This window comes from Isoptericola sp. S6320L (assembly GCF_023015685.1).
In the GTDB taxonomy this organism is placed as follows: domain Bacteria; phylum Actinomycetota; class Actinomycetes; order Actinomycetales; family Cellulomonadaceae; genus Isoptericola; species Isoptericola halotolerans_A.
In genome coordinates this window covers 1-25,562 of sequence record NZ_JALKAT010000011.1, presented here as the reverse complement: position 1 = coordinate 25,562, position 25,562 = coordinate 1, and the positions used below count along the sequence as shown (strand labels likewise).

The following is a 25,562-nucleotide window of genomic DNA, read 5'->3' as shown; positions in this document are numbered from 1 at the left end:
GCCGCGTGAGTGCCGAGGACCTCGAGAACTACGAGAACGACATGGAGCTCGCGCTCTACCGCGAGTACCGCGACGTCGTCGGGCTCTTCTCCTACGTGGTGGAGACCGAACGCCGCTTCTACCTGGCGAACCAGGTCGACCTCCAGGTGCGTTCGGCGGCCGGCGAGGTCTACTTCGAGCTGCGGCTGGCCGATGCCTGGGTCTGGGACGTCTACCGCTCCGCACGCTTCGTGAAGTCGGTCCGGGTCGTGACCTTCAAGGACGTCAACGTCGAAGAGCTCGCGAAGGCCGACATCGCCCTGTAGCGCGCCGGCCGTCACGGCCGCGGGATCCAGCGGCCTCGAGTCCGTGCACAGGCTCTGGCCGTCCACGGGTCCGGTCCGGACGGAGACGGCGGCCGCGACCACCCGCCACCGTGGTGCGCGGAGGTGGTTCCGTGCTGGCCAAGGACGCCGTGGGGCGATACGGAGAGCGGGTGGCTGCGCGCTACCTGACCGAGCGCGGGTACGAGGTGATCGAGCGCAACTGGCGCGGTACCCGCGGTGAGCTGGACCTGGTGGCGCGCCAGGGAGAGACCCTCGTGGTCGTGGAGGTCAAGACGCGGCGCGGGACGGCGTTCGGCCACCCGGCCGAGGCGGTCACGCGGGCGAAGCTCGAGCGGATCAGGCGCCTGACGGGGGAGTGGCTGCACAGCCGCTCGGCCCCGCGGTGCGAGGTGCGCATCGACGTGGTGGCCGTCGTGCTGCCGCGGTCCGGTGCCGCCCAGGTCGAGCACCTGCAGGGTGTCCTGTGACGGGGCTGGGCACCACGGCCTCCGTCGCGCTGACCGGGATGGAGGGCCACGTCGTCGAGGTGCAGGCCCAGCTCGCGGCCTCCGTGCCGGGATTCACGCTGGTGGGACTGCCCGACGCTGCGCTCGCCGAGTCGCGGGACCGGGTCCGTGCCGCCGTGCTGTCCAGCGGGATCGCCTGGCCGCAGCGCAAGATCACCGTCAACCTGTCACCGGCGTCCCTGCGCAAGTCCGGGACGGGGTTCGACCTCGCCGTCGCCGTGGCGGTGCTGGCCGGGGCCGGCGCCGTGCCCCACCACGGCCTCGAGCGCGTCGTGCACCTCGCCGAGCTGGGGCTGGACGGACGCCTGCAGCCCGTCCGTGGTGTCCTGCCTGCGGTGGCGGCGGCCGTCGCGGGCGGGTGCGGGGACGTCGTGGTCTCGGCGGCGGACGCCGCCGAGGCGCGTCTCGTGCCCGGTGCGACGGTGCACGAGGCCGTGCACCTGGCGGACGTGGTGCGTCTCCACGGCGGTGCGCTCGACCGCGGTCACGACGTCGTGGCAGTGCCTCGCGTCCGCGCGGAGGTGCCCCGCCGACCCGTGGGTGACCTGCAGGACGTGGTGGGCCAGAGCGAGGCGCGCATGGCGCTCGAGGTGGCGGCCGCGGGCGGGCACCACCTGCTGATGATCGGACCGCCCGGCGCGGGCAAGACGATGCTGGCCGCCCGCCTGCCCGGGATCCTCCCGGACCTGACGGAGGCCGAGGCCGTGGAGGTGACCGGCGTGCACTCGGTCGCCGGGACGTTCGACCCGGGCGGCGGGCTCCTGCAGCGGCCACCCTTCGAGGACCCGCACCACACGGCGACGCCCAGCTCCATCGTGGGTGGGGGCACCGGGCTCGCGCGGCCGGGTGCCGTGTCGCGGGCGCACCGGGGCGTGCTGTTCCTCGACGAGGCGCCCGAGTTCGCACCCCGCGTGCTCCAGACCCTGCGCCAGCCGCTCGAGGCCGGCGAGCTCGTCCTGCACCGGAGCGGCGGGGCGACACGCTACCCGGCCCGGTTCCAGCTCGTGCTGGCGGCCAACCCGTGCCCGTGCGGGATGGCGAGCACCAACGCCGGGCTCGAGTGCACCTGCACGCCCACGGCGCGCCGTCGCTACGTGGGCAGGCTGTCGGGGCCGCTGCTCGACCGGGTCGATCTCCAGGTGCACCTCGCCGGGCTCACCCGGGCGGAACGCGTGCTGGGTGGGCGCGGCGAGCCCAGCGCCGTCGTGGCCGAGCGGGTGCGCGACGCTCGTGCGGCCGCCCGCGAACGCTGGGCGGGCACCGGGTGGAGCACCAACGTCGAGCTCCCCGGGCCGTGGGTGCGGGGCCGTCTCCGGGGGCAGCCCGGGGTGCTCGCCCAGGTGGAGAGGCAGATCGACGCCGGCGACCTGTCGATGCGCGGCGCGGACCGGCTGCTGCGGGTCGCCTGGACGGTCGCGGACCTGGACGGGCGCGAGGCCCCGACGACGGCCGACGTCGACGCCGCGATGATGTTCCGGACGGGTGAGCGCCGTGGGTGAGCCGTTGTTCGACCTGGAACCGCCGCGTCCCCGGGTCCGCGTCCGCTTCGACGCCGAGGACCCGGTGCTGGCCGCCGCCGCCTGGAGCCGGCTGGCCGAACCCGGCGACGCCGTCGCCGGAGCCCTCGTCGCGCACCTCGGTGCGGCCGGCGCACTCGCCTGGCTGCTGGAGGCGGCCGACGACCCCGCGCGGGCGCTGCGCGGGGAGGAGCTGGTTCGGCTCGCCGCGGCCGTGCAGGAGTGCACGCTGCAGCGTCTCGTCGACGCCGTCGGGCGCTGGTCGCAGCGTCTGGCGAGCCTGGACCCGCGGCGCGAGCTGCGCGTCCTGGACCAGTACGACGGGGCGCTGCTGACCCCGGCGGACCCGCGGTGGCCGCGACGGCTCGACGACCTGGGTGTCGCCGCGCCCTTCGCGCTGTGGGTGCGCGGCAGCACGGACGTGGCCGGTTGGTCGCGGCGGTCGGTGGCCGTGGTCGGTGCGCGCGCGGCCACGTCCTACGGCGAGCGGGTCGCGGAGGATCTCGCGGCGGGTCTCGTCGACCGTGGCTTCACCGTCGTGTCCGGCGGCGCGTACGGCATCGATGCCGCGGCGCACCGCGGGGCGGTGGCGAGCGGTGGCGTGACGTGCGCGGTGCTGGCCGGCGGGGTCGACAGGTTCTACCCGCAGGGGAACGACGCCCTCCTGCGACGGGTCGTCGGGTCCGGTGGCGCGGTCCTCAGCGAGGTACCGCCCGGGTCGGCGCCGTTCCGCCAGCGGTTCCTCTCCCGCAACCGCGTCATCGCCGCGCTCACGGGCGCCACGGTGGTGGTCGAGGCCGCCCGCCGGTCGGGCGCGCTGTCGACGGCGCGGCGCGCGATAGAGATCTCCCGGCCGGTCGGCGCGGTGCCGGGACCGGTGACGTCGATGGCCTCGACCGGTTGCCACGGACTTCTCCGGGACGGTGCGGCCGTCTGCGTCTCCGACGCCGACGAGGCGGCAGAGCTCGCGGGGGACCTCGGTGCCGACGCCGCTCCCGCTCACCCGGACGACGCCGGTCCCCGGAGCGACCCGCGGGCGGGTCTGGGTCCCGACGAGCTGCTCGTCCTCGACGCGTTGCCGGTGCGTTCCGGAGCCACGGTCGACGCCCTGGCGCGGACGGCCGGCCTGCCACCGCGGCGCGTCGTGTCGGTGCTCGGTGCGCTCGACCGGCGCGGGCTCACCCGACGCGACGGTCCGCGGTGGCGCGGCACGGGAGGACGCCGCTGAGACCGCGGGGCGAAACGCCGTGCCACCTGCGCAGTCGCCCCACCTCGGCGCGGCACACTGGCGGTGATGACCAGCCCGGACGTCCCGCCGTTGCCCACCGCGCTCGCCGACGCGGTGGACAGCTTCACGCGGCACCTGGCGGCCCAGCGTGGCCACTCGGCGCACACGCGGCGCGCGTACCGGGCCGACGTCACGGGCCTGTTGCGGTACGCCGTGCGGCACGGGATCTCGGGGCTCGACGGGATCGACCTCGGCGTGCTGCGCGGTTGGCTCGGTACGCAGGCGGACCGCGGACTGTCCCGGGCGACGCTCGCACGGCGCAGCGCCGCGGTCCGGGCGTTCCTGCGGTGGGCGCACCGGGAAGGGCTGATCGCGTCCGACCCGTCGGTCCGCCTGGCCAACCCGCGGATCTCTCGCACGCTGCCGACCGTGCTGTCCACCGAGGCGGCGGCGCAGCTGCTCGACACGGCGCGGCAGCTGGCCGAGGAGGCGGAGGCCGGGGAGCTGCCGACCGCGCTGCGGGTGTGGGCCGCGGCCGAGCTCCTCTACGGCTCAGGGGTGCGGATCGGCGAACTCGTCGCCTGCGACGTCCGCGACGTGGACCTGCGTGAGCGGCTCGTGCGGGTGCTCGGCAAGGGCGGCCGGGAGCGCGTGGTGCCGTTCGGTGTGCCCGCGGCCCGCGCCGTGACTGCGTGGCTGGCGCGGGGGCGCCCCGAGCTGGACCGTGCGGACTCCCCGCCGGCGCTGCTCCTCGGTGACCGCGGTGGCCGGTGGGGGCAGCGCCAGGCGCGCGAGCACGTGCACCGGCTCGCCGCCGCCGCGGGCGTCGACGACATCGCGCCGCACGACCTGCGCCACTCCGCGGCGACGCACCTGCTGGCCGGTGGTTCCGACCTGCGGTCGGTGCAGGAGGTGCTGGGGCACGCCGACCTGGGGACCACGCAGCGGTACACGCACGTCGATGCGGAACGGCTCCAGCAGGTCTTCCGCCAGGCGTTCCCCCGGGCGTGAGCGTCTCGCGCGGCGGATCACGCCGTGGGCAGCGGCAGCAGCACGATCGGGGCGGCGCGTCCGAGCAGCGCGAGGGGGTCGAGGTACGCCGTGCCACGACGCACGCCCCAGTGCAGGCAGCCGGTCGGCGCGCAGTGCGACGAGCCGCCGTCCGCTGCCACCCGGCCCACGAGCCCGCCGGCGCGGACGTGGTCGCCCACCCGCGTGCCGGCCTCGACCGGTTCGAAGGTCGAGCGCAGGTCACCGTGGGACACGACGACCACGGGCTTGCCGCCGACCTGCCCGGCGAACGTGACGACACCCGGTGCCGGCGAGACGACGGGAGTCCCGGCTGGGGCGGCGAGGTCGATCCCGCGGTGCCCGGGAAGCCAGGGACGGGCAGGCAGGTCGAACCGTCGGACCACGTCGCCCGGGGTGGGCGGCTGCCAAGCGCCCGGCGTGCTGCCGGTGGCGGCCTGGACCGTGGTGGTCGCCGACGCGCCCACGAGCACGAGGACGGTCAGGGCGGTGGCGAGCACGGCGTGGAGGTGAGCGGGGGACGTCCGAGCGAAGCGTGGCATCCTGCGAGGCTGGCCCTCCGCAGCCGTTGTCGTCGACGGGTTCGACGATCCTGTGGACGGCAACGGTCGTGGGTGCCGACCGGGTGAGCGGCACCACCCCCGTGACCGGTCCGCCCCGAGAGCCTCGTCGGGTAGACTTCCTGCTGCGACCAGTGCTGCCCACGCGTCGTTCCCGCCTCCCGACCACCTCGTCGGTTGCCGGGACGAGGCAGGCAGCGGTCGACATCGCGCATCACGCACGTGCCCCTCCGGCCTTCGCAGGGCCGAGGTGGGCACGGCCGAGCCTGCAGCGGTCCGTGCGTCCCTCCGGGGACGGCGGTGCAGACCCGGCGTGTTGCCAGGGGTGCCGGGCCGGATGCCCGCCGCCGACAACCGAAGCACCGTGACCGCCCTCGACGGCGGTCACCTGATGCGCGCGGTCACCGGGAGGATCCCGGGTCCGCGCGGCGAAAGGACCAGTCATGGCCGTCGTGACCATGCGCCAGCTCCTCGAGAGCGGTGTCCACTTCGGGCACCAGACCCGCCGTTGGAACCCGAAGATGAAGCGGTTCATCTTCACCGAGCGCAACGGCATCTACATCGTCGACCTCCAGCAGTCGCTGTCGTACATCGACCGCGCCTACGAGTTCGTCAAGGAGACCGTCGCCCACGGCGGCACCATCCTGTTCGTCGGCACGAAGAAGCAGGCGCAGGAGCCCGTGGCCGAGCAGGCCGCCCGCGTCGGCATGCCGTACGTCAACCACCGCTGGCTCGGTGGCATGCTCACCAACTTCACCACCGTGCACAAGCGTCTCCAGCGCCTCAAGGAGCTCGAGGAGATCGACTTCGACGACGTCGCCTCCTCGTCCCTGACGAAGAAGGAGCTGCTCGTCCTGCGCCGCGAGAAGGACAAGCTCGCCCGCACGCTCGGTGGCATCCGCGACATGGCCAAGACGCCGTCGGCCGTGTGGATCGTGGACACCAACAAGGAGCACCTCGCGGTCGACGAGGCGCGCAAGCTGGGCATCCCGGTCGTGGCGATCCTCGACACGAACTGCGACCCGGACATGGTCGACTACGCGATCCCGGGCAACGACGACGCGATCCGCTCCGTCACGCTGCTCACGCGCGTCGTCGCCGACGCGGCCGCCGAGGGCCTGATGCAGCGCGCCTCCGGCAAGAAGGGCGCGACCGCCGAGACCGAGGCCGAGCCGCTGGCCGAGTGGGAGCGCGAGCTGCTCGCCGGTGCCGAGACCGAGGCCGAGAAGGCCGAGGACGCCGTGGAGACCGCCGAGCAGGCTCCGGACGCCGCCACGACCGAAGGTGCCACGGGTGCCGAGGACGCGGTCGCCCCCGGCGCCGACGCCGCTCCGGCCGCCGAGGCCGTCGCCGTGGCCGAGCCCGAGGCCGAGGCCAAGACCGAGAAGTCCGAGTGATCGGCGGCGGGCCGGGCGCCAGACGCCCGGCCCGCCGGTTCACCGCACACCGACACCAGCACGGAGGACATCCCCCCATGGCGAACTACACCGCCGCTGACATCAAGGCCCTGCGCGAGCGCACCGGTGCCGGCATGCTCGACGTCAAGAAGGCGCTCGACGAGGCCGACGGCAACACCGACAAGGCCATCGAGATCATCCGCACGAAGGGCCTCGCCCGCGCGGCCAAGCGCGAGGGCAACGCCGCCTCCGAGGGCCTCGTCGCCGTGAAGGTCTCCGACGGCGACGCCGGGCAGACCGCCACGATGATCGAGCTCAACTCCGAGACGGACTTCGTCGCGAAGAACGAGCAGTTCATCGCGCTGGCCGACGCCGTGCTCGAGGCCGTCGCCGCGGCCGGGGCCTCCGACCTCGACGCCGCGCTCGCCGCGCCCGCCGAGGGCGGGACGGTCGCCGACCTCGTCGCCGTCCGGGGCGCGACCATGGGCGAGAAGATCGTCCTGCGCCGCGTGGCTCGTGTCGAGGGCCCGAAGGTCACGGCGTACCTGCACAAGACCGCCAAGGACCTGCCGCCGTCGATCGGTGTCCTCGTGGTCACCGACGAGGCCGCGGAGCCCGTGGCGAAGGACGTCGCCCAGCACGTCGCCGCCATCGCGCCGACGTACCTGACGCGTGACGACGTCCCGGCGGACACCGTCGCCAAGGAGCGCGAGATCGCGCTGGAGACCTCGAAGAACGAGGGCAAGCCCGAGGCGGCGCTGCCCAAGATCGTCGAGGGACGGCTGAACGGCTTCTTCAAGGAGGTCGTCCTGCTGGACCAGCCCCTCGCGAAGGACCCGAAGACGACGGTCGCCAAGCACGTCGCCGCCACCGGTGGCGAGCTGCAGGGCTTCGTCCGCTTCCGCGTCGGCAACTGACGCGTCCTCGGCCCGGTCGTGCCCCCTGGTGCGGCCGGGCCGTCGCATGCTCGCTCGCGTCCGGGATGGACCGCCGGAGAGCGGGCGCGCGCATCCGGTGCCAGGATGCGCGAGGAGACCGACCCCGGGCAGATCGTCCCGGGCGTGCACAGAGACGGACGGTGGCATGACCCAGATCGATCAGGACCAGCTCGTCGCCACGCAGGTCCCGCACAGGGAGACCGGCACGCGACGGGTGCTGCTCAAGCTCTCGGGCGAGACGTTCGGCGGAGGCAACGTCGGGTTGGAGACGGGCGTCGTGCGTCGCGTCGCGCAGGAGATCGGTGACGCCGTCCGGCAGGGCGTGCAGGTCGCGATCGTCGTCGGCGGCGGGAACTTCTTCCGCGGCGCCGAGCTCTCCCGCGCCGGCCTCGACCGCGCTCGCGCCGACTACATGGGCATGCTCGGCACCGTCATGAACTGCCTGGCGCTGCAGGACTTCCTCGAGCAGGACGGCGTCAAGACGCGTGTGCAGACGGCCATCACCATGGGGCAGGTGGCCGAGCCGTACATCCCGCTGCGCGCCATCCGGCACCTGGAGAAGGGCCGCGTGGTCATCTTCGGGGCCGGGGCCGGCATGCCGTACTTCTCCACGGACACCGTCTCCGTGCAGCGCGCCCTCGAGACGCACTGCGACGAGGTGCTGATGGGCAAGAACGGTGTCGACGGCGTCTACAGCGCGGATCCCCGGACGGACCCCGCCGCGGAGAAGCTGGACCACCTCACGTACACCGACGCGCTCGTCCGTGGCCTGAACGTCATGGACGCCACCGCGCTCTCGCTGTGCCGCGACAACGACGTGCACATGCGCGTCTTCGGGCTGGAGGAGAACGGTAACGTGACCCGTGCACTGCTCGGCGACAAGATCGGGACCTCGGTCACGACCCGCTGAGTCGTCCTGACGAAGCCACATCTCACGAACAAGGAGCACCGGGTGATCGACGACACCCTCCTCGAGGCCGAGGAGAAGATGGACACGGCGATCGAGTTCGCCAAGGAGCAGTTCGCCGGTATCCGCACGGGCCGTGCGAACTCCGGCATGTTCTCCTCGATCGAGGTGGACTACTACGGCGCTCCCACGCCGCTGCAGCAGCTCGCCTCGTTCAACATCCCGGACGCGCGCACGGTCCTGATCACACCGTTCGACAAGGGGTCGATGGCGGCGATCGAGAAGGCGCTGCGCGAGTCCGACCTGGGCGTCAACCCGTCGAACGACGGCAACTCGATCCGCATCGTCATGCCGACGCTGACCGAGGAGCGCCGCCGGGACTACGTCAAGCTCGCCAAGACCAAGGCGGAGGACGCGCGGATCTCGGTGCGCGGCGTGCGCCGCAAGGCCAAGGAGCAGATCGACCGGCTGGTCAAGGACGGCGAGGTCGGCGAGGACGAGGGCTCGCGTGCGGAGAAGGAGCTCGAGTCGCTGACCAAGAAGCACGTCGACCTCGTGGACCAGCTCCTCGCCGGCAAGGAGAGCGAGCTGCTCGAGGTCTGATGTCATCCGTCGACGCGCAGCGCGGACCCTCTCGAGCCGGGCGCAACCTCCCGGCGGCCGTCGCGGTCGGAGTCGGCCTGCTCGTCGCTCTCGCGGCCTCGCTCTGGTTCCGGCCGGAGCCGTTCGTCGCGTTCGTGATCCTGGCGCAGAGCGCGGCGCTGTGGGAGCTGCGCAAGGCCTTCGCACGGCGTGACATCGCCATCCCCCTGACGCCGCTGCTCGTCGGGGGCGCCGGCATGGCGGTGTCGGCCTACGCGGCCGGACCCGAGGCGCTGCTCGTGGCGTTCGTGCTCACGGTCGGCGCGGTCGTGGTCTGGCGCGTGCTCGACGGCTCCGGCCCGCGAGCGTTGCGGGACGCCTCGGCGGGCGTCTTCGCCGCCACCTACCTGCCGTTCCTGGCGGGCTTCGTCCTGCTCATCCTCGACGAGCCGGACGGTGAGCTCCGCGTGGTGCTCTTCGTGCTGCTCGCGGTGGCGAACGACGTCGGGGGCTACGTCGCCGGCGTCTTCTTCGGGAGGCACCCGCTCGCGCCGTCGGTGAGCCCGAAGAAGAGCTGGGAAGGGCTGGGCGGCTCGGTGCTGCTGGCGGTCGTCGTCGGCGTCGCCGGGGCGTTGCTGGTGCTGGACGCACCGTGGTGGGTCGGCGTCGGTCTCGGCGTGCTGACCGCCGTCACGGCGACCGCCGGGGATCTCGCCGAGTCCCTCATCAAGCGCGACCTAGACTTGAAGGACATGGGTTCGCTCCTCCCGGGCCACGGGGGCGTGCTGGACCGACTCGACTCGCTCGTCGTCACCGCGCCGTTCGTGTACCTCGTCCTGCAGGCGACCGTCTGAGCCCCGAAGGAATCGTCATGGCAACACCCACCGCTCGCACCACGACCGCGCTCGGCGTCCCCGCCGTCCGGCCGTCCGACGAGACGAAGCCTCTTCCGCTGCAGATGGCGCCGAGGCGTCGCGGCAAGCCGCCGAAGCACTTCGCGGACCTCACTCCCGACGAGCGCGTCGCGTCCGTCGTGGAGATGGGCGAGAAGCCGTTCCGCGCCAAGCAGCTCGCGGCCCACTACTTCACCCACTTCACCTCGGACCCTGCCGAGATGACGGACCTCCCGAAGTCGACCCGGGACGCGCTCGCCACGACGATGTTCCCACCACTGATCCGCCCCACGCGGCGCATGGAGGCCGACGGCGGCACCACCGTCAAGACGCTCTGGCACCTCTTCGACGACGCCAAGGTCGAGTCGGTGCTGATGCGCTACCCGAACCGGACGACCCTCTGCGTGTCGTCGCAGGCGGGTTGCGGGATGGCCTGCCCGTTCTGCGCCACGGGCCAGCTGGGCCTGACCCGCAACCTGTCCACGGCGGAGATCCTGGAGCAGGTGCGGGCGGCGTTCCGGTCGCTGGACCGCGGCGAGATCCCCGGCGGCCCGGCCCGGCTGAACAACCTGGTCTTCATGGGCATGGGCGAGCCGCTGGCCAACTACAAGGCGGTCATCGAGACGGTGCGGGCGCTCGTCGCGCCGGCGCCGCAGGGCCTGGGCATGTCGGCCCGCAACATCACCGTCTCCACGGTGGGACTCGTCCCCGCGATGCGCCGGCTCACCGACGAGGGCATCCCCGTGACGCTGGCGCTGAGCCTGCACGCCCCGGACGACGACCTGCGCTCGGAGCTGGTGCCCATCAACACCCGCTGGAGCGTCGACGAGACCCTGGACACCGCCCGCCGGTACTTCGAGGTGACCGGGCGCCGGGTGTCGATCGAGTACGCGCTGATCAAGGACATGAACGACCACGCCTGGCGTGCGGACCTGCTCGGCGAGAAGCTCAACGCCCGGGGCCGGGGGTGGGTGCACGTCAACCCCATCCCGCTGAACCCCACCCCGGGGTCCATCTGGACGGCCAGCGAGCGTTCCGTCGAGGACGAGTTCGTGGCACGATTGCGCGGGCACGGCATCCCCACCACGATCCGTGACACCCGTGGGAGCGACATCGATGGCGCCTGCGGGCAGCTGGCCGCCGAGGAGGACGACGAGTGAGCAGCACCCTCTTTTCCACCGTGTCGAAGATGCGCTCCGGGTACGACCCGGACGAGGTCGACGACTTCTTCGACCACGCGCGTCAGGCGTACGAGGGTCGGACGCCGGAGCCGATGACGAACGCGGACATCGCGACGTCGACGTTCGAGCTCGTCCGCGGCGGGTACAACACGCACGAGGTCGACGCCGCGCTCGACCGGCTGGAGGGTGCGTTCATCGCCCGGCAGCGGGCCGACTTCGTCAACCAGCACGGGCAGGAGGCGTGGATGGGCGCTCTCGCGGAGCGCGCTCGCACGCTGTACGGCCGGCTGGGCCGCCCGGACGGCGCCAAGTTCGCCCCGGCGGAGCGCGGCCAGCAGGGCTACGACATGGATGACGTCGACGCGCTGTGCGACCGCCTGGTGGGGTACTTCGACCGGCAGGAGCCCCTGACGGCCGCGGAGGTGCGCTCGGCCACCTTCGGCCGGGCCAAGGGTGCGGACGCCTACGGCGAGGCGTCGGTGGACAAGTTCCTGGCGCGGGCCATCGAGGTGCTGCTCGGCGTCGAGTGACTGCGAGGATGACGCCATGAGCTCTCCTCGCACCGTCACCCTCCTCGGCTCGACCGGCTCGATCGGCACGCAGGCCATCGCCGTCGTCACCGCCCATCCCGACCGGTTCGTGGTCGAGGCGATCAGCGCCGGAGGCTCCGACGTCGGTCTGCTCGCGGAGCAGGCCGAGGCGCTCGCCGTGCGGACGGTCGCGGTGGCCGACCCCGCGCGGGCGGACGACCTGCGCGCGGCCCTGGCCACCCGGTTGGGCTCGCGCGCCGACGACGTCGAGGTCCTCGCGGGACCGCAGGCCGCCACCGAGGTGGCCGGCCGGGGCGCCGACGTCGTGCTCAACGGCATCACGGGCTCGGTCGGGCTGCGGCCGACGCTGGCGGCGCTCGAGGCCGGCTCCACGCTGGCGCTGGCGAACAAGGAGTCGCTCGTCGTGGGCGGTCCGCTCGTCAAGGCGCTCGCCGCCCCCGACCAGATCGTGCCCGTGGACTCGGAGCACTCCGCCATCGCCCAGGCGCTGCGCGGCGGTGCCCACTCGCCCGCCCGCAGCGAGGTCCGTCGGCTGATCCTCACGGCCTCGGGCGGGCCGTTCCGCGGCCGCACCCGGGACGAGATCGAGGCGGTCACCGCCGAGCAGGCGCTCGCCCACCCGACGTGGGCCATGGGCCCGGTCGTGACCGTGAACTCGGCGAGCCTGATGAACAAGGGGCTCGAGCTGATCGAGGCGCACCTGCTCTTCGACGTCCCGACCGACGACATCACGGTCGTGGTCCACCCGCAGTCGGTCGTGCACTCGATGGTCGAGTTCTGCGACGGGTCCACGATCGCCCAGGCGTCGCCGCCGGACATGCGCCTGCCCATCGCCCTCGGCCTGTCCTGGCCGGACCGGCTCGACGTCGTCAGCCCGCCGTGCGACTGGTCGCAGGCGACGACCTGGACGTTCGAGCCGCTGGACGACGCGACCTTCCCGGCCGTCGGGCTCGCGCGGGCCGCCGCCGCGGCGTCGGGCACCCATCCGGCGGTCTACAACGCCGCGAACGAGCAGGGCGTCGCGGCCTTCCTGAGCGGGCGGGTCGGGTTCTGCGACATCGTCGACACGGTGGAGCGCGTGCTGGGCGAGCACGAGGGCGTCGCACCGGGAGAGGTCACGCTCGAGACCGTCGAGGCGGTCGAGGGCTGGGCCCGGGGCCGCGCCGACGAGCTGCTCGCCCGCAGCTGAGCCACCCGGCGCACGAGGCCGCCCCGCGCACCCAGGAACGTCGCCTACGCTGGCAGTCGTGGACATCCTTCCCGTCGTCGTCGGCATCGTCGTCATCGTGCTCGGCATCCTCGTCTCGATCGCGCTGCACGAGGTCGGCCACATGGTGCCGGCCAAGAAGTTCGGCGTGCGCGTCAGCGAGTACATGGTCGGGTTCGGTCCCACGCTCTGGTCGCGGACGAAGGGCGAGACCGAGTACGGGCTCAAGGCGATCCCGCTCGGCGGGTACGTGCGCCTGGTCGGGATGATGCCGCCCGCGCCGGCCGGCAGCCGTCCCCGCGACGGCTTCTTCGCCCGGGTCGTGGCCGACGCGCGCGACGCCAGCGTCAGCGAGATCCGGCCGGGGGAGGAGCACCGGGCGTTCTACCACCTCTCCACGCCGAAGAAGCTGGTGGTGATGCTCGGCGGGCCCGTGATGAACCTCGTCATCGCCGTCGTGCTGCTGGCCGTGGTGTTCCTCGGCATCGGGATGCCCGCGGCGACGACGACGGTCGCGGACGTCGGTGAGGACTCCGCGGCGGCCGCCGCCGGGGTCCGGCCCGGCGACGAGGTCGTGTCGTTCGACGGCGTACCGGTCGAGGAATGGTCCCAGCTGGTCGGCATGGTGAACGACCGCGCCGGTGAGGACGTCCCGCTCACGGTGCTGCGCGACGGCGAGGAGGTCACGCTGCAGGTCACGCCGACCCCCGCGGAGCGTCCTCTGACGGACGACGAGGGGTACGCCGTGACGGGCGACGACGGCGAGCCCGTCATGGTCGACGGCGCGCTGCTGGGCGTGTCCTCGAGCGTGGAGCGGCAGCCGCTGCCGGCCTCCAGCGTGCCCGAGGCCGTGTGGATGCAGGTCTCCGGCACCGCGCACGCGATCGCCACCCTGCCGGTGCGCATCTACGACGCGGCCTACCAGGCGTTCACCGACGAGCCGCGCGCCCAGGACTCGGTCATGTCCGTCGTCGGCGTCGGCCGCGTCGCCGTCGACGCCGCCGGGGCCGAGGACTACACGGTCCTGGCCCGCGTGCAGCTCATGCTCATGCTGCTCGCGGCGCTCAACATCGCGCTGTTCATGTTCAACCTCATCCCGCTGCTGCCGCTGGACGGGGGCCACGTGGTCAACGCCCTGTACGAGGGCGCGCGGCGCACCGTCGCGCGCGTCCGGGGTGCCACCCTGCCCGGCCCGGCGGACGTCGCCAAGATGATGCCGGTCGCCTACGTGGTGTTCGTCGTGCTCGTCGGCGTGGGAGCCGTGCTCATGGTCGCCGACCTCGTCGATCCGGTCCGCCTCCTGTGAAGTTCGTGTGACCGCCGCGGCCCGACGAGGTGACGTCCGCCTCCCGCGTGCGTAGCACGCCCCAGGACGCGCGATACTGGGGTCGTGACTGCAGTGAACCTCGGCATCCCTGCCGCTCCCGCCCCCGTGCTCGCCCCGCGCAGGAAGACCCGCAAGATCCGGGTCGGCGACGTGTACGTCGGCGGTGACGCGCCCGTCAGCGTCCAGTCGATGACGACGACGAAGACGACGGACATCAACGCCACGCTCCAGCAGATCGCGGAGCTCACCGCGTCCGGCTGTGACATCGTCCGGGTGGCCTGCCCGACGCAGGACGACGCCGACGCGCTGCCGATCATCGCCAAGAAGTCCCAGATCCCGGTGATCGCGGACATCCACTTCCAGCCGAAGTACGTGTTCGCCGCGATCGAGGCGGGTTGCGCGGCCGTCCGGGTGAACCCCGGCAACATCAAGAGGTTCGACGACCAGGTCAAGGAGATCGCCCAGGCCGCCAAGGACCACGGCACCTCGCTGCGCATCGGTGTCAACGCCGGGTCGCTCGACAAGCGGCTGCTCGAGAAGTACGGCAAGCCGACGCCGGAGGCCCTCGTCGAGTCGGCCGTGTGGGAGGCGAGCCTCTTCGAGGAGCACGACTTCCACGACTTCAAGATCTCGGTCAAGCACAACGACCCGGTCGTGATGGTGCGCGCCTACGAGCTGCTCTCGCAGCGCGGCGACTGGCCGCTGCACCTCGGCGTGACCGAGGCGGGGCCCGCGTTCCAGGGCACCATCAAGTCCGCCACGGCGTTCGGCGCCCTGCTGAGCCAGGGGATCGGGGACACCATCCGGGTCTCGCTGTCCGCGCCGCCGGTCGAGGAGGTCAAGGTCGGCCTGCAGATCCTGCAGTCGCTCAACCTGCGCGAGCGCAAGCTGGAGATCGTGTCGTGCCCGTCCTGCGGCCGTGCCCAGGTGGACGTGTACTCGCTGGCGGAGAAGGTGACCGCCGGGCTCGAGGGCATGGAGGTGCCGCTGCGCGTCGCGGTCATGGGCTGCGTCGTCAACGGCCCGGGCGAGGCCCGGGAGGCGGACCTCGGCGTCGCGTCCGGCAACGGCAAGGGGCAGATCTTCGTCAAGGGCGAGGTCATCAAGACCGTGCCCGAGGCGATGATCGTCGAGACGCTCATCGAGGAGGCCATGCGGATCGCGGAGTCGATGCCGGCACCCGAGAACGACGCGCAGGCCGGCGCACCGGTCGTCTCGGTGTCCTGACACGGCCCGGGGAGGCGGAGCGATGGGGTGGCGACCGGCGTTGCGTGACCCGCGAGCCGCGCTGTCCGACGCTCGGCGTGGGCCGGCCGCGCGGGTCCTCGGACCGGCGGACCTGGCCGCGGCACGCCGCGTCTGCGCCGCGGATCCCGTCGCCTCGGTCCTCGCCGCCGCCCGGATCGACGTCGCCGACCGCTCCGGCCTCGCCGCGGCGGGCGGGGAGCTGTGGGGCTTCCCCGCGTCGGGCCCGCTGGAAGCGGTGTGCTGGGCGGGTGCGAACCTCGTGCCGGTCGTCCCCGCCGCGCTGGGGCCGCGCACCGTCGACGAGGCCGTCACCGCCTTCGCCGCCGCCGCGCGCGTCCAGGGCCGGCGCTCCAGCTCCATCGTGGGGGACCGGGCGGTGGTGCAGCGTCTCTGGGGGCTCCTCTCGCGCGTGTGGCCCGCGCCGCGCGAGGTCCGGACCGACCAGCCGTCCCTGGTGATCGACCGCGACCCCGACGTCGCGCCGGACCCGGGGGTCCGGCGGTCCCGCGCGACGGAGCTGGAGCTCGTCCTGCCCGCCTGCGTGCGGATGTTCACCGAGGAGGTCGGCTACTCGCCGGTCGCCGCAGGCGGTGGGGCGTACGCCGCCCGGGTGCGCTCGCTCATCGCCGAGGGACGCTCCTACGTGCGGGTCGCCGAGGACCCGGACGGCGGGGCCACCGTCGTCTTCAAGGCCGAGCTCGGGGCCGTCGCCGGGGGAGTGGCGCAGGTGCAGGGCGTCTGGGTCGACCCGGCCCGGCGGGGAGAGGGCCTCTCGATCCCGGGCATGGCCGCCGTCGTCGCCCTGGCACGGCGCGACGTGGCACCCACCGTGTCGCTGTACGTCAACGCGTACAACGCTCCGGCGCTCGCGGCCTATCGCCGGGTGGGGTTCGAGCAGGTGGGCACGTTCTCCACGGTCCTGTTCTGAGCTCCCGGCCGCGTGCCGGTGCGCCTGCGGTCAGCGCAGGAACTTCGAGGTGCGACGGTCGGCGAGCACCTGGCCGCCGGTCTGACAGGTCGCGCAGTACTGCAGCGAGCTGTCCGCGAAGCTGACCTCGCGCACGGCGTCCCCGCACACCGGGCACGCCTCGCCGGTCCTGCCGTGCACCCGCATCTGCGACCGCTTGGCGTCCTTGAGCTGCGCCGCCGGCCGGCCCGCCGACGTCGCCACCGCGGCGCGCAGCGTCGTCACGGTCGCTTCGTGCAGCGCGGCGACGTCGTCGTCGGTGAACGTCCGCGTCAGCCGGAAGGGCGACACGCGGGCCACGTGCAGGATCTCGTCCGAGTAGGCGTTGCCGATGCCGGCGATCGCGTGCTGGTCGCGCAGCAGGCCCTTGACCTGCTGGTTGCGTGCGGCCAGGAGCCTCCCGAGGACCTCCGGCGTGAACTCCGCCGACAGCGGCTCCACCCCGAGCGTGCGCACCTGGTCGACCTCCTGGGGGTCGTGGACCACGTGGACGGCGAGCCGCTTGCGGGTCCCGGCCTCGGTGAGGTCCACGCCGGTGCCGTCGTCGAACCGCAGGCGCAGCGCCAGCGCGGCGCCCCGGGACGAGCCTCCCAGCCGTGGCCGCACGGGCGTGGTGGGTGCGGACTCGTGCCAGCGCACCCACCCGCCGCGCGCGAGGTGGAGGACGAGGTGCAGGGCCCCGCGGTCCGTCGGCGCGCCGGCACCGGGCCTGACGGCGAGGTCCAGCCACTTGCCGTGCCGGGTGACGCCGCTGACGGTCCCGCCGACGAGGTCGGAGACCGGCGGGTGGTGGGTCTTGAGCGCGGCGATCGCCGCGACGTCGGCCGCCACCAGGGTGCGGCCGGACGTCCGTTCGTCGAGGAACCGGGCCAACGCCTCGACCTCGGGCAGCTCGGGCATGCTCCCAGTGTCGCCGAAGCATCCCGTGCGCGCCGCTAGGCTTGGCCGCATGTCGATCGTGTCCGCCCGCAGCGCCGCTCGCCCCCGCGACCTGCTGAGGCTCTCCTCCCTGTTCGTCCGCACCCTGCGCGAGGACCCGGCCGACGCCGAGGTCGCCAGCCACCGGCTGCTCGTGCGGGCGGGCTACATCCGCCGTGCCGCCCCCGGGATCTACTCCTGGCTGCCGCTGGGGCTCCGCGTCCTGGCGAAGATCGAGGCCGTGGTGCGCGAGGAGATGGACGCGATCGGGGCGCAGGAGGTCCACTTCCCGGCCCTCCTGCCGCGCGAGCCGTACGAGGCGACCGGCCGCTGGACCGAGTACGGTCCCAACCTGTTCCGGCTGCAGGACCGCAAGCAGGCGGACTACCTGCTGGCCCCCACGCACGAGGAGATGTTCACGCTCCTGGTGAAGGACCTGTACTCGTCGTACAAGGACCTGCCGCTGGCGCTCTACCAGGTCCAGACCAAGTACCGCGACGAGGCCCGCCCGCGCGCCGGCCTGATCCGCGGTCGCGAGTTCATCATGAAGGACGCCTACTCGTTCGACCTCGACGACGAGGGCCTGGCGCAGTCGTACGAGCGTCAGCGCGGCGCGTACCAGCGGATCTTCGAGCGGCTCGGGCTCGAGTACGTCATCGTCTCGGCGACGTCCGGCGCCATGGGCGGCTCCCGGTCGGAGGAGTTCCTCTCGCCCTCGCCGATCGGCGAGGACACCTTCGTGCGCTCGGCGGCGGGCTACGCGGCGAACGTCGAGGCCGTCGCGACGCCCGTCCCCGCCGCGGTGCCCTACGACGACGCTCCCGCGGCGCACGTCGAGGACACCCCGGACACCCCGACGATCGCGACGCTCGTCGACTTCGCGAACGCCCACCACCCGCGCGCGGACCGGCCGTGGACCGCCGCCGACACCCTGAAGAACGTGGTGCTCGCCGTGACGCAGCCCGACGGGTCGCGCGACCTGCTGGTGGTCGGCGTGCCCGGCGACCGGGAGGTCGACGTCAAGCGGCTCGAGGCCGCGCTGGCCCCGGCCGAGGCCGAGCCCGCCACCGACGCCGACTTCGCCGCCCACCCCGAGCTCGTCAAGGGGTACATCGGACCGGGCGTGCTCGGTCCGCAAGGCAAGCAGGTGCTCGACGCGACCTCGGACGACGCCGACGCGACGCGGTCCGCGATCCGGTACCTGCTGGACCCGCGCGTGGTCGCCGGTACCCGGTGGATCACGGGCGCCGACGCGCCGGGCCGGCACGTGTTCGACCTCGTCGCGGAGCGCGACTTCACCGCGGACGGGACGATCGAGGCCGCGGAGGTGCGTGCCGGCGACCCCGCGCCGGACGGCTCGGGACCGCTCGAGCTGGCGCGCGGCATCGAGATCGGCCACATCTTCCAGCTCGGCCGCAAGTACGCGGAGTCCCTCGGGCTGAACGTGCTGGACCCGCAGGGCAAGCAGGCCACGGTGACCATGGGGTCGTACGGGATCGGTGTGACGCGGGTGCTCGCCGCGCTCGCCGAGGCGCACCACGACGACAAGGGTCTCGCCTGGCCCGCCCACGTCGCGCCGGCCCACGTGCACGTGGTCGCGACGGGCAAGGGGACCGAGGTGTTCGACCAGGCTGCCGAGATCGCCGAGGCCCTGGCGGACCGGGGCGTCGAGGTGGTCTACGACGACCGCCCGAAGGTGTCACCTGGTGTCAAGTTCAAGGACGCCGAGCTGTTCGGCGTGCCGTTGCTCGTCGTGGTCGGCCGTGGCCTGGCCGACGGTGTCGTGGAGGTCCGCCCCCGGTCGGGCGAGCCCGAGCAGGTGGCGGTCGCCGAGGCCGTCGACGTCGTCGCCGCGCGGGTCGCCGACCTGCTGGGCTGACCTGCCCCGGCAGCGGGACGGCGTCGGTCAGTCGTCCTGCTGCTCCGGCAGGCCCGGGAACGCGACCGGCTCCGCGCCCCAGGCGTCCAGCGTGACGGCCGACTCCACGAGGAGGTCCACCAGGACGGCCCGGGTCTCGGGCGCCGTCGTGGCGACGAGACTGGCGTAGTCCGTGGCCAGGCCGGACTCCACCGTCCGCACCAGGGCGGCGGGCCGACCACCCCGCGGCACCGTGTACGCCACCTGACGCGGGTCCTGCTCGGTGCGGCTCGTGCCCGCGACCAGCGCCCAGGCCTGGCCGCGGCTCGTGTGGACGTCGGCGCGCTCGGTCAGGCGGTCGCGGGTCTCGCCGGAGGTCCGCGCGGCGCGCAACCGCAGCGCGTAGCCCGCCGCGTCCTCCGACTCGATGAGCGTCCGCAGGTCGCCCGCCGTGAGCCCGCGGGGCACGACGGCGGGCTCGTCGGAGTCGGGCACCGTGCTCGACACGCCCTCCTCGACGGAGGGGGTGGGTGTCGGCTCCTCCTCGCTCGGCGCCGCGAGGAGGGAGAGCGCGGACGCGGCGCCGCCGTCCGAGGCGTCGTCGTCCGTATCCTCGTCCGTCCCCTCGTCGTCGGGCTCATCGCTCGCGGCGGCGTCGTCCGCGACGGCAGGCTCGGGCACCACCGGCGCGACCGGAGCGGGCAGGGTCCCGTCGGTGTAGGCGACCACCCGGCCGGCGGAGACGGCCTGCGCCGCGCCGACCGAGGCCAGCAGCCGGGCGAGGGGACCGTCCGTCGTCGTCCCGGCCGCGGTGCGGCTGCGGCCCGAGGCGTCGACCAGGGCGTCGACGACGTCCTGCGGCACGACGGGCGCCTCGCTGGGCGACGCCTCCGGCGTGCCGTCGTTGCTCTCGGGCTCCAGCCCGGAGTCGTACACGCCACCGAGCTCCGCGGCCTGCTCGCGCGACTGCGTGGCGACGCGCTCCAGCTCGGTGGTCAGCCGGGCGCGGTCCCCGTCGAGCGCCTCCACGGCCGACTCGGCCTGCTCGGCGACGTAGAGGGCGTCCGACACGGCGGTGCGGCGCACGATCTCCACGGAGTCCGGCACGGGCTCGGCGGGGGGCGGCGTCTCGAGCCGCAGCCCGCAGCCCGACAGGAGCACGGCGACGAGCACACCGGCGACGGCGGCCCGGTGGCGGCGTCGGCGTACCGGAGCAGGTGCGGGATGCGGTTCCATCGTGCCTGATCTTGCCACGTCGGGGTGTGACGTTCCTCCACCCGTGCGGGCGGGTCGTTCGGCACGCGAGCGGCACCGCGTTCGTTAGGCTGGACGACGCACGACGTACAACGACACACCGGCCGCGGGACGTCCCGGCGCGGGAGAACCCACGGGAGGCATCCATGGCAGCAGAGCGGAGCCATACCCCGGACGAGCGCATCGGTGCGGTGGTCTCGCCCGTCGTCGAGGCGGCCGGGCTGCACCTGGAGGACGCGCGGGTCGCACGGGCGGGGAGCCGGTCGACGGTGCGGATCACGCTCGACCTGCCGGACGACGAGGTCGGCAGCCTCGACTCGGACCGCCTCGGCGACGCGTCGCGAGAGATCTCGGCGGCCCTGGACGCGGCGGACGTGGTGCGTGGCCAGTACACGCTCGAGGTCTCGACGCCGGGGGCGTCGCGCCCGCTGACGGAGCCGCGGCACTTCCGCCGCGCCCGGACGCGCTCGGTGCGGCTCACGCTGGTCGACGGCGGCACGACGACAGGTCGGCTGCGCGACGTCGTCGAGGGTGCCGACGGTCCGGTGCTGGTGCTCGACGACGGCGCACGGGTCCCGTTGTCGGACGTGCGCAAGGGCAAGGTCGAGGTCGAGCTGAAACGGCTCGAGGACGAGGACGCGGGCACTGCCCGCGACGGTGAGGAAGGCTGACGATGGACATCGACATGAGCACGCTGAGGCTGTTGGAGCGCGAGAGGGAGATCAGCCTGGACGTCCTGGTCGAGGCCATCGAGCAGGCGCTCCTCTCGGCGTACCACCGCACGCCGGACGCCTACCAGCACGCCCGGGTCGAGCTCGACCGGCGGTCGGGTCACGTGACCGTCTACGCCCAGGAGGCGATCCGCACCCCGGACCCGGAGGACCCCGAGGGGCGCGACCTGGTGGAGCTGGGTCCGGAGTTCGACCACACGCCCGCGAACTTCGGGCGCATCGCCACGGCGACGGCGCGCCAGGTGATCGTGCAGCGGCTGCGGGACGCCGAGGACGACCAGGTCCTGGGCATGTTCCGCGGCAAGGAGGGCGAGGTCATCGCCGGGGTGATCCAGCAGGGGCGCGACCCCCGCGTCGTCCTCGTGGACGTCGGCGGGACCGAGGCGGTGCTGCCGCCCCACGAGCAGGTCCCGGGCGAGGAGTACACGCACGGCGAGCGCCTGCGCGGCTACGTGGTCGAGGTCTCCCGGGGCATGAAGGGCGCGCAGGTCACGCTCAGCCGCACCCACCCGGGGCTCGTCCGCAAGCTCTTCGAGCTGGAGGTGCCGGAGGTCGCCGACGGCTCGGTGGAGATCACCGCGGTGGCCCGCGAGGCCGGGCACCGGACCAAGGTCGCCGTCCGCTCCAAGGTGTCCGGCCTCAACGCCAAGGGCGCCTGCATCGGTCCGATGGGCTCGCGCGTCCGAGCGGTGATGGCCGAGCTGCACGGCGAGAAGATCGACCTCGTCGACCACAGCGACGACCCGGCCCGGTTCGTGGCCAACGCCCTGTCGCCCGCGCGTGTGAGCTCTGTCACCGTCGTGGACCCCGACGCCCGGGCCGCCCGCGCAGTCGTGCCGGACTACCAGCTCTCGCTGGCGATCGGCAAGGAAGGGCAGAACGCCAGGCTTGCCGCCAAGCTGACCGGATGGCGCATCGACATCCGCTCGGACGAGGGATCTCCGGAGGCCGCGGTGGCCGTGTCCCCGGGCGAGGACGCCTGAGCTGGTCGAGAGCCATGACCAGTCGCGTTAGACTGACAGGGACCGGGCCGCGTGCCCAGGCCTCCGCACGCCCGCACCACCCCTCGCCCCCGACGGCGGGACCGGTGCGTACGTGTGTCGGGTGCCGGGCTCGTGACCTGCGGTCGGACCTCCTGCGGCTGGTGATCGCGGCGTCCGACGACGCATCTCGGACGGATGTTCGGGTCGTCGTCGACGTGCGTGGGAGCCTGCCGGGGCGGGGAGCCTGGATCCATCCGGACCTCGCCTGCCTGGAAGGCGCCGTGCGACGGCGGGCCGTGCCGCGTGCTCTGCGCGCTGCCGCTCCGCTCGACCTCTCGGCCGTCCGGGCACATCTGGAGCAGCAGGACCGTTGACACCCCTGCGCGGCACCGAGGTGCCGCGCACGACACGACCGGACGCCACCGTCCGGCCGCACCACGCGTACATCGACAAGGAAGCGGGTCAGAAGCCGATGGGCACCCGATGAGTCCCCAGCGATGAGTACTCGGTACTAACGACGGTCCTGCCTGTTCTCGGTGGGGCCGAGACAGGAGAGATGTGGCGAAGATCCGCGTCCACGAGCTGGCGAAGCAGCTCGGAGTGGAAAGCAAGACCCTGATGGCCGAGCTGAAGGCGTCAGGTGAGTTCGTTCGTTCGGCCTCCTCGACGCTCGAGGCGCCGGTCGAGCGCACCATGCGCAGCAAGTTCCAGGGCGCCGGCGGCGACCAGGGCGCGAAGAGCGCTCAGCCCGCCCCGAAGAAGCCCGGAGCGCCGAAGCCCGGCGCGCGGAACGCGCCTGCCAAGCCGGCCCCGGCCGAGCCCGCCGCCCCCGCGGCCGAGCCGGCCCCGAAGCCGGAGGCAGCGCCGAAGCCGGAGGCCGCACCGAAGCCGGAGGCGGCCGCCGAGACCGCCCCCGAGCCGGAGGCGGCTCCCGCGGCAGAGGCTGCGCCGAAGCCCGGCACGGCCCCGAAGCCGGGTGCCGCACCGAAGCCCGGTGCCGCGCCCAAGCCTGGTGCCGCGCCCAAGCCGGCCTCCAAGCCCGGGGGTCAGCAGCGGTCCGGCGGCCGTGGCGGTCAGCCGCGCCCCGGCAACAACCCCTATGCCTCCAAGCAGGGCATGCAGCGCTCCGGCTCGCCGCGTCCGGGGAACAACCCGTACGCGTCGCAGCAGGGCATGCAGCGTCCGCAGCGCGGTGAGGCCGCCCCGGCACAGGGCGAGCGTCCGGGCGGTCCGCGCCCCGGCGGTCCGCGCCCCGCGGCACCTCGTCCGGGCGGTCCGCGTCCCAACCCCGGCATGATGCCCGGCAAGACCAGCATGCCGCGTCCGGGCGAGCGCCCGGCGGCCGGCGGCCGCGGAGGCGGCGGCGGTCGCGGTCGTGGTGGCCAGGGCGGCGCACCGGCCGGTCCCGGAGGTGCACCCGGCGGCGGGCGCGGAGGCTTCCGCCCCGGCGGCGGTGGCGGCGGGTTCCGCGGTCGTGGCGGTGCCGGTCGTGGCAGCACGCAGGGTGCGTTCGGTCGCGCCGGCGGTCGTCCCGTCCGGGGGCGCAAGTCGAAGCGGGCGAAGCGCCAGGAGTTCGAGCAGATGCAGGCGCCGTCGCTCGGCGGCGTCAGCGTGCCCCGCGGCAACGGCAGCACCACGGTGCGGCTGCGTCACGGTGCCTCGCTCAACGACTTCGCGGACAAGATCGACGCGAACCCGGCCTCGCTCGTCACGGTGCTGATGCACCTCGGCGAGATGGCCACGGCCACGCAGTCCCTCGACGAGGACACCTTCGCGACCCTGGGGGTCGAGCTCGGCTACCGGATCGAGATGGTCTCGGCCGAGGAGGAGGACCGCGAGCTGCTCGGGTCCTTCGACATCGACCTCGAGGCCGAGGAGGCCGGCGAGGGCGACGAGGACCTCATGCCTCGTCCGCCGGTCGTGACCGTCATGGGTCACGTCGACCACGGTAAGACGAAGCTGCTCGACGCCATCCGCTCGACGGACGTCGTCGCGGGCGAGGCCGGTGGGATCACCCAGCACATCGGTGCGTACCAGGTGCACACCGAGCACGAGGGTGCCGACCGTGCCGTCACGTTCATCGACACCCCGGGTCACGAGGCGTTCACCGCCATGCGTGCCCGTGGTGCCAAGGTCACGGACATCGCGATCCTCGTGGTGGCCGCGGACGACGGCGTGATGCCGCAGACGATCGAGGCGCTGAACCACGCCCAGGCGGCCGACGTGCCGATCGTGGTCGCGGTGAACAAGGTCGACAAGGAGGGCGCGAACCCGGACAAGATCCGGCAGCAGCTCACCGAGTACAACCTGGTCGCGGAGGAGTACGGCGGCGACACGATGTTCGTCGACGTCTCCGCCCTGCAGCGCCAGGGCATCGACAACCTGCTCGAGGCCGTGCTGCTCACGGCGGACGCGGCGCTCGACCTCCGCGCCAACGCGGAGAAGGACGCCCGCGGTGTGGCGATCGAGGCCCACCTGGACAAGGGTCGCGGTTCCGTCGCGACGGTGCTCGTCCAGTCCGGCACGCTGAACGTCGGTGACGCCATCGTCGCGGGCACGGCCCACGGCCGCGTGCGGGCGATGTTCGACGAGCACGGCGAGTCCGTGCGGCAGGCAGGACCGGCACGCCCGGTCCTCGTGCTGGGTCTGGCGTCCGTGCCGGGTGCCGGCGACACCTTCCTGGTGGCGCCGGACGAGCGCACGGCGCGTCAGATCGCCGAGAAGCGTGAGGCTGCCGAGCGTGCCGCCCTCCTGGCGAAGCGCCGCAAGCGCATCAGCCTCGAGGACTTCACCAAGGCGCTCGAGCAGGGCAAGGTCGAGACCCTCAACCTGGTCCTCAAGGGTGACGTCTCCGGTGCCGTCGAGGCGCTGGAGGACGCGCTGCTCAAGATCGACGTGGGCGACGAGGTGGACCTGCGCGTCATCCACCGCGGCGTCGGCGACATCACGCAGAACGACGTGAACCTGGCCACGGTGGACAACGCCGTGATCATCGGCTTCAACGTCCGCTACGGCGAGCGTGTCGAGGACCTGGCGGAGCGCGAGGGCGTGGACGTCAAGTTCTACTCGGTCATCTACCAGGCGATCGACGAGATCGAGGCGGCCCTCAAGGGCATGCTCAAGCCGGAGTACGAGGAGGCGAAGCTCGGCAGCGCCGAGATCCGCCAGGTGTTCCGGTCCTCGAAGTTCGGCAACATCGCCGGTTCGATCGTCCGCTCCGGCACGATCCGCCGGAACACGAAGGCGCGCGTCCTGCGCGACGGGAAGGTCGTCGGCGACGACCTCAACGTGGAGTCGCTGCGTCGCGAGAAGGATGACGTCACCGAGGTCCGTGAGGGCTTCGAGTGCGGTATCGGTCTCGGGTCGTTCAACGACGTCACCGAGGGTGACATCATCGAGACCTTCGAGATGCGCGAGATCCCGCGCGACTGAGGTCCGCACCACCGACGGCGTC

Annotated in this window: 24 protein-coding genes; 21 read left to right on the top strand and 3 right to left on the bottom strand. The window is 73.3% G+C overall.

The features are described from left to right. Positions 1-5 precede the first annotated feature (5 nt). From MWU57_RS08490 to MWU57_RS08470, 5 genes are all read left to right on the top strand, one after another. On the top strand, positions 6-305 hold the full coding sequence (locus MWU57_RS08490) for a DUF2469 domain-containing protein (RefSeq protein WP_106268126.1): 300 nt from the start codon (positions 6-8) through the stop codon (positions 303-305). Positions 306-436: 131 nt separating this feature from the next. Continuing rightward, a complete protein-coding gene (locus tag MWU57_RS08485) occupies positions 437-793 on the top strand; it encodes a YraN family protein (RefSeq protein WP_246908742.1) in 357 nt (118 codons plus the stop codon). Continuing rightward, positions 790-2,331 (top strand): YifB family Mg chelatase-like AAA ATPase, encoded by a 1,542-nt coding sequence (locus tag MWU57_RS08480; protein ID WP_308221159.1) that lies wholly within the window; start codon positions 790-792, stop codon positions 2,329-2,331. Before MWU57_RS08485 ends, MWU57_RS08480 begins: the two co-directional genes overlap by 4 nt. Further along, positions 2,324-3,577 carry a DNA-processing protein DprA gene (gene dprA, locus MWU57_RS08475; protein ID WP_246908740.1) on the top strand — a complete coding sequence of 418 codons (1,254 nt, stop codon included), beginning with the start codon at positions 2,324-2,326 and terminating at the stop codon, positions 3,575-3,577. Before MWU57_RS08480 ends, dprA begins: the two co-directional genes overlap by 8 nt. A 66-nt stretch (positions 3,578-3,643) precedes the next feature. Further along, a complete protein-coding gene (locus MWU57_RS08470; RefSeq protein WP_246908738.1) occupies positions 3,644-4,588 on the top strand; it encodes a tyrosine recombinase XerC in 945 nt (314 codons plus the stop codon). Between the two features lie 17 nt (positions 4,589-4,605). Here MWU57_RS08470 and MWU57_RS08465 read toward each other — a convergent pair whose 3' ends face one another. Next, complete coding sequence (locus MWU57_RS08465; RefSeq protein WP_246908736.1) at positions 4,606-5,148, bottom strand: murein hydrolase activator EnvC; 543 nt, start codon at positions 5,146-5,148, stop codon at positions 4,606-4,608. A 461-nt stretch (positions 5,149-5,609) separates the two neighbouring features. Between MWU57_RS08465 and rpsB the strand changes: the two genes are divergently transcribed. The 11 genes from rpsB to MWU57_RS08410 all read left to right on the top strand — a co-directional run bounded on the left by rpsB (position 5,610) and on the right by MWU57_RS08410 (position 16,325). Next, positions 5,610-6,563 carry a 30S ribosomal protein S2 gene (gene rpsB / locus MWU57_RS08460; RefSeq protein WP_246908735.1) on the top strand — a complete coding sequence of 318 codons (954 nt, stop codon included), beginning with the start codon at positions 5,610-5,612 and terminating at the stop codon, positions 6,561-6,563. Positions 6,564-6,640: 77 nt separating this feature from the next. Next, the gene (gene tsf, locus MWU57_RS08455) at positions 6,641-7,480 is read left to right on the top strand and encodes a translation elongation factor Ts (protein WP_246908734.1); all 840 of its coding nucleotides are present in this window, start codon (positions 6,641-6,643) and stop codon (positions 7,478-7,480) included. A gap of 166 nt (positions 7,481-7,646) precedes the next feature. Continuing rightward, on the top strand, positions 7,647-8,411 hold the full coding sequence (pyrH, locus tag MWU57_RS08450; RefSeq protein ID WP_243401016.1) for a UMP kinase: 765 nt from the start codon (positions 7,647-7,649) through the stop codon (positions 8,409-8,411). Between the two features lie 42 nt (positions 8,412-8,453). Beyond that, positions 8,454-9,011, top strand: a complete 558-nt coding sequence (gene frr, locus MWU57_RS08445) for a ribosome recycling factor (RefSeq protein ID WP_106268115.1) — start codon at positions 8,454-8,456, stop codon at positions 9,009-9,011. After that, on the top strand, positions 9,011-9,844 hold the full coding sequence (locus MWU57_RS08440) for a phosphatidate cytidylyltransferase (RefSeq protein ID WP_106268114.1): 834 nt from the start codon (positions 9,011-9,013) through the stop codon (positions 9,842-9,844). The genes frr and MWU57_RS08440 overlap by 1 nt, the downstream gene beginning before the upstream one ends. 104 nt (positions 9,845-9,948) lie before the next feature. After that, positions 9,949-11,043, top strand: coding sequence for a 23S rRNA (adenine(2503)-C(2))-methyltransferase RlmN (gene rlmN / locus MWU57_RS08435; RefSeq protein WP_219885657.1), 1,095 nt, complete (start codon positions 9,949-9,951; stop codon positions 11,041-11,043). Next, positions 11,040-11,594: a DivIVA domain-containing protein gene (locus tag MWU57_RS08430; protein ID WP_106268111.1), complete on the top strand. Its 555-nt coding sequence runs from the start codon at positions 11,040-11,042 to the stop codon at positions 11,592-11,594. The genes rlmN and MWU57_RS08430 overlap by 4 nt, the downstream gene beginning before the upstream one ends. Positions 11,595-11,610: 16 nt before the next feature. After that, positions 11,611-12,804, top strand: coding sequence for a 1-deoxy-D-xylulose-5-phosphate reductoisomerase (gene dxr, locus MWU57_RS08425; RefSeq protein ID WP_246908733.1), 1,194 nt, complete (start codon positions 11,611-11,613; stop codon positions 12,802-12,804). 58 nt (positions 12,805-12,862) lie between these two features. Beyond that, positions 12,863-14,128 carry a site-2 protease family protein gene (locus tag MWU57_RS08420; RefSeq protein ID WP_246908732.1) on the top strand — a complete coding sequence of 422 codons (1,266 nt, stop codon included), beginning with the start codon at positions 12,863-12,865 and terminating at the stop codon, positions 14,126-14,128. Between the two features lie 84 nt (positions 14,129-14,212). After that, positions 14,213-15,376 (top strand): flavodoxin-dependent (E)-4-hydroxy-3-methylbut-2-enyl-diphosphate synthase, encoded by a 1,164-nt coding sequence (gene ispG / locus MWU57_RS08415; protein WP_106268105.1) that lies wholly within the window; start codon positions 14,213-14,215, stop codon positions 15,374-15,376. 22 nt (positions 15,377-15,398) lie between these two features. Continuing rightward, positions 15,399-16,325: a DUF4081 domain-containing GNAT family N-acetyltransferase gene (locus MWU57_RS08410; protein ID WP_246908731.1), complete on the top strand. Its 927-nt coding sequence runs from the start codon at positions 15,399-15,401 to the stop codon at positions 16,323-16,325. A gap of 30 nt (positions 16,326-16,355) precedes the next feature. Here the strand turns inward: MWU57_RS08410 and MWU57_RS08405 are convergent, their stop codons facing one another. Then, positions 16,356-17,264 carry a DNA-formamidopyrimidine glycosylase family protein gene (locus tag MWU57_RS08405; RefSeq protein ID WP_246908729.1) on the bottom strand — a complete coding sequence of 303 codons (909 nt, stop codon included), beginning with the start codon at positions 17,262-17,264 and terminating at the stop codon, positions 16,356-16,358. A gap of 49 nt (positions 17,265-17,313) precedes the next feature. Between MWU57_RS08405 and MWU57_RS08400 the strand changes: the two genes are divergently transcribed. Beyond that, positions 17,314-19,161: a proline--tRNA ligase gene (locus tag MWU57_RS08400; protein ID WP_246908728.1), complete on the top strand. Its 1,848-nt coding sequence runs from the start codon at positions 17,314-17,316 to the stop codon at positions 19,159-19,161. 27 nt (positions 19,162-19,188) lie between these two features. On the opposite strand, the gene MWU57_RS08395 is transcribed toward MWU57_RS08400, so the two are convergent. Further along, positions 19,189-20,376, bottom strand: a complete 1,188-nt coding sequence (locus MWU57_RS08395) for a DUF4439 domain-containing protein (RefSeq protein WP_246908727.1) — start codon at positions 20,374-20,376, stop codon at positions 19,189-19,191. 164 nt (positions 20,377-20,540) lie between these two features. Between MWU57_RS08395 and rimP the strand changes: the two genes are divergently transcribed. The 4 genes from rimP to infB all read left to right on the top strand — a co-directional run bounded on the left by rimP (position 20,541) and on the right by infB (position 25,540). Then, entirely contained in the window at positions 20,541-21,065 is a 525-nt protein-coding gene (rimP, locus tag MWU57_RS08390; protein WP_106268095.1) for a ribosome maturation factor RimP, read from the top strand. Positions 21,066-21,067: 2 nt separating this feature from the next. Continuing rightward, the gene (gene nusA, locus MWU57_RS08385; RefSeq protein WP_106268093.1) at positions 21,068-22,108 is read left to right on the top strand and encodes a transcription termination factor NusA; all 1,041 of its coding nucleotides are present in this window, start codon (positions 21,068-21,070) and stop codon (positions 22,106-22,108) included. After that, entirely contained in the window at positions 22,033-22,482 is a 450-nt protein-coding gene (locus MWU57_RS08380; RefSeq protein WP_308221158.1) for a YlxR family protein, read from the top strand. Before nusA ends, MWU57_RS08380 begins: the two co-directional genes overlap by 76 nt. A 184-nt stretch (positions 22,483-22,666) precedes the next feature. After that, complete coding sequence (gene infB / locus MWU57_RS08375; RefSeq protein ID WP_106268089.1) at positions 22,667-25,540, top strand: translation initiation factor IF-2; 2,874 nt, start codon at positions 22,667-22,669, stop codon at positions 25,538-25,540. Positions 25,541-25,562 lie beyond the last annotated feature (22 nt).

Coding starts and splice junctions, on each gene's coding strand:
- rpsB (WP_246908735.1), top strand. CDS start 5,610: ATGGCCGTCGTGACCATGCGCCAGCTCCTCGAGAGCGGTGTCCACTTC.
- tsf (WP_246908734.1), top strand. CDS start 6,641: ATGGCGAACTACACCGCCGCTGACATCAAGGCCCTGCGCGAGCGCACC.
- nusA (WP_106268093.1), top strand. CDS start 21,068: ATGGACATCGACATGAGCACGCTGAGGCTGTTGGAGCGCGAGAGGGAG.
- MWU57_RS08405 (WP_246908729.1), bottom strand. CDS start 17,264: ATGCCCGAGCTGCCCGAGGTCGAGGCGTTGGCCCGGTTCCTCGACGAA.
- MWU57_RS08395 (WP_246908727.1), bottom strand. CDS start 20,376: ATGGAACCGCATCCCGCACCTGCTCCGGTACGCCGACGCCGCCACCGG.
- dxr (WP_246908733.1), top strand. CDS start 11,611: ATGAGCTCTCCTCGCACCGTCACCCTCCTCGGCTCGACCGGCTCGATC.
- MWU57_RS08380 (WP_308221158.1), top strand. CDS start 22,033: ATGGCGCATCGACATCCGCTCGGACGAGGGATCTCCGGAGGCCGCGGT.
- MWU57_RS08400 (WP_246908728.1), top strand. CDS start 17,314: ATGTCGATCGTGTCCGCCCGCAGCGCCGCTCGCCCCCGCGACCTGCTG.
- MWU57_RS08465 (WP_246908736.1), bottom strand. CDS start 5,148: ATGCCACGCTTCGCTCGGACGTCCCCCGCTCACCTCCACGCCGTGCTC.
- MWU57_RS08440 (WP_106268114.1), top strand. CDS start 9,011: ATGTCATCCGTCGACGCGCAGCGCGGACCCTCTCGAGCCGGGCGCAAC.
- rimP (WP_106268095.1), top strand. CDS start 20,541: ATGGCAGCAGAGCGGAGCCATACCCCGGACGAGCGCATCGGTGCGGTG.
- pyrH (WP_243401016.1), top strand. CDS start 7,647: ATGACCCAGATCGATCAGGACCAGCTCGTCGCCACGCAGGTCCCGCAC.
- MWU57_RS08470 (WP_246908738.1), top strand. CDS start 3,644: ATGACCAGCCCGGACGTCCCGCCGTTGCCCACCGCGCTCGCCGACGCG.
- rlmN (WP_219885657.1), top strand. CDS start 9,949: ATGGCGCCGAGGCGTCGCGGCAAGCCGCCGAAGCACTTCGCGGACCTC.
- MWU57_RS08410 (WP_246908731.1), top strand. CDS start 15,399: ATGGGGTGGCGACCGGCGTTGCGTGACCCGCGAGCCGCGCTGTCCGAC.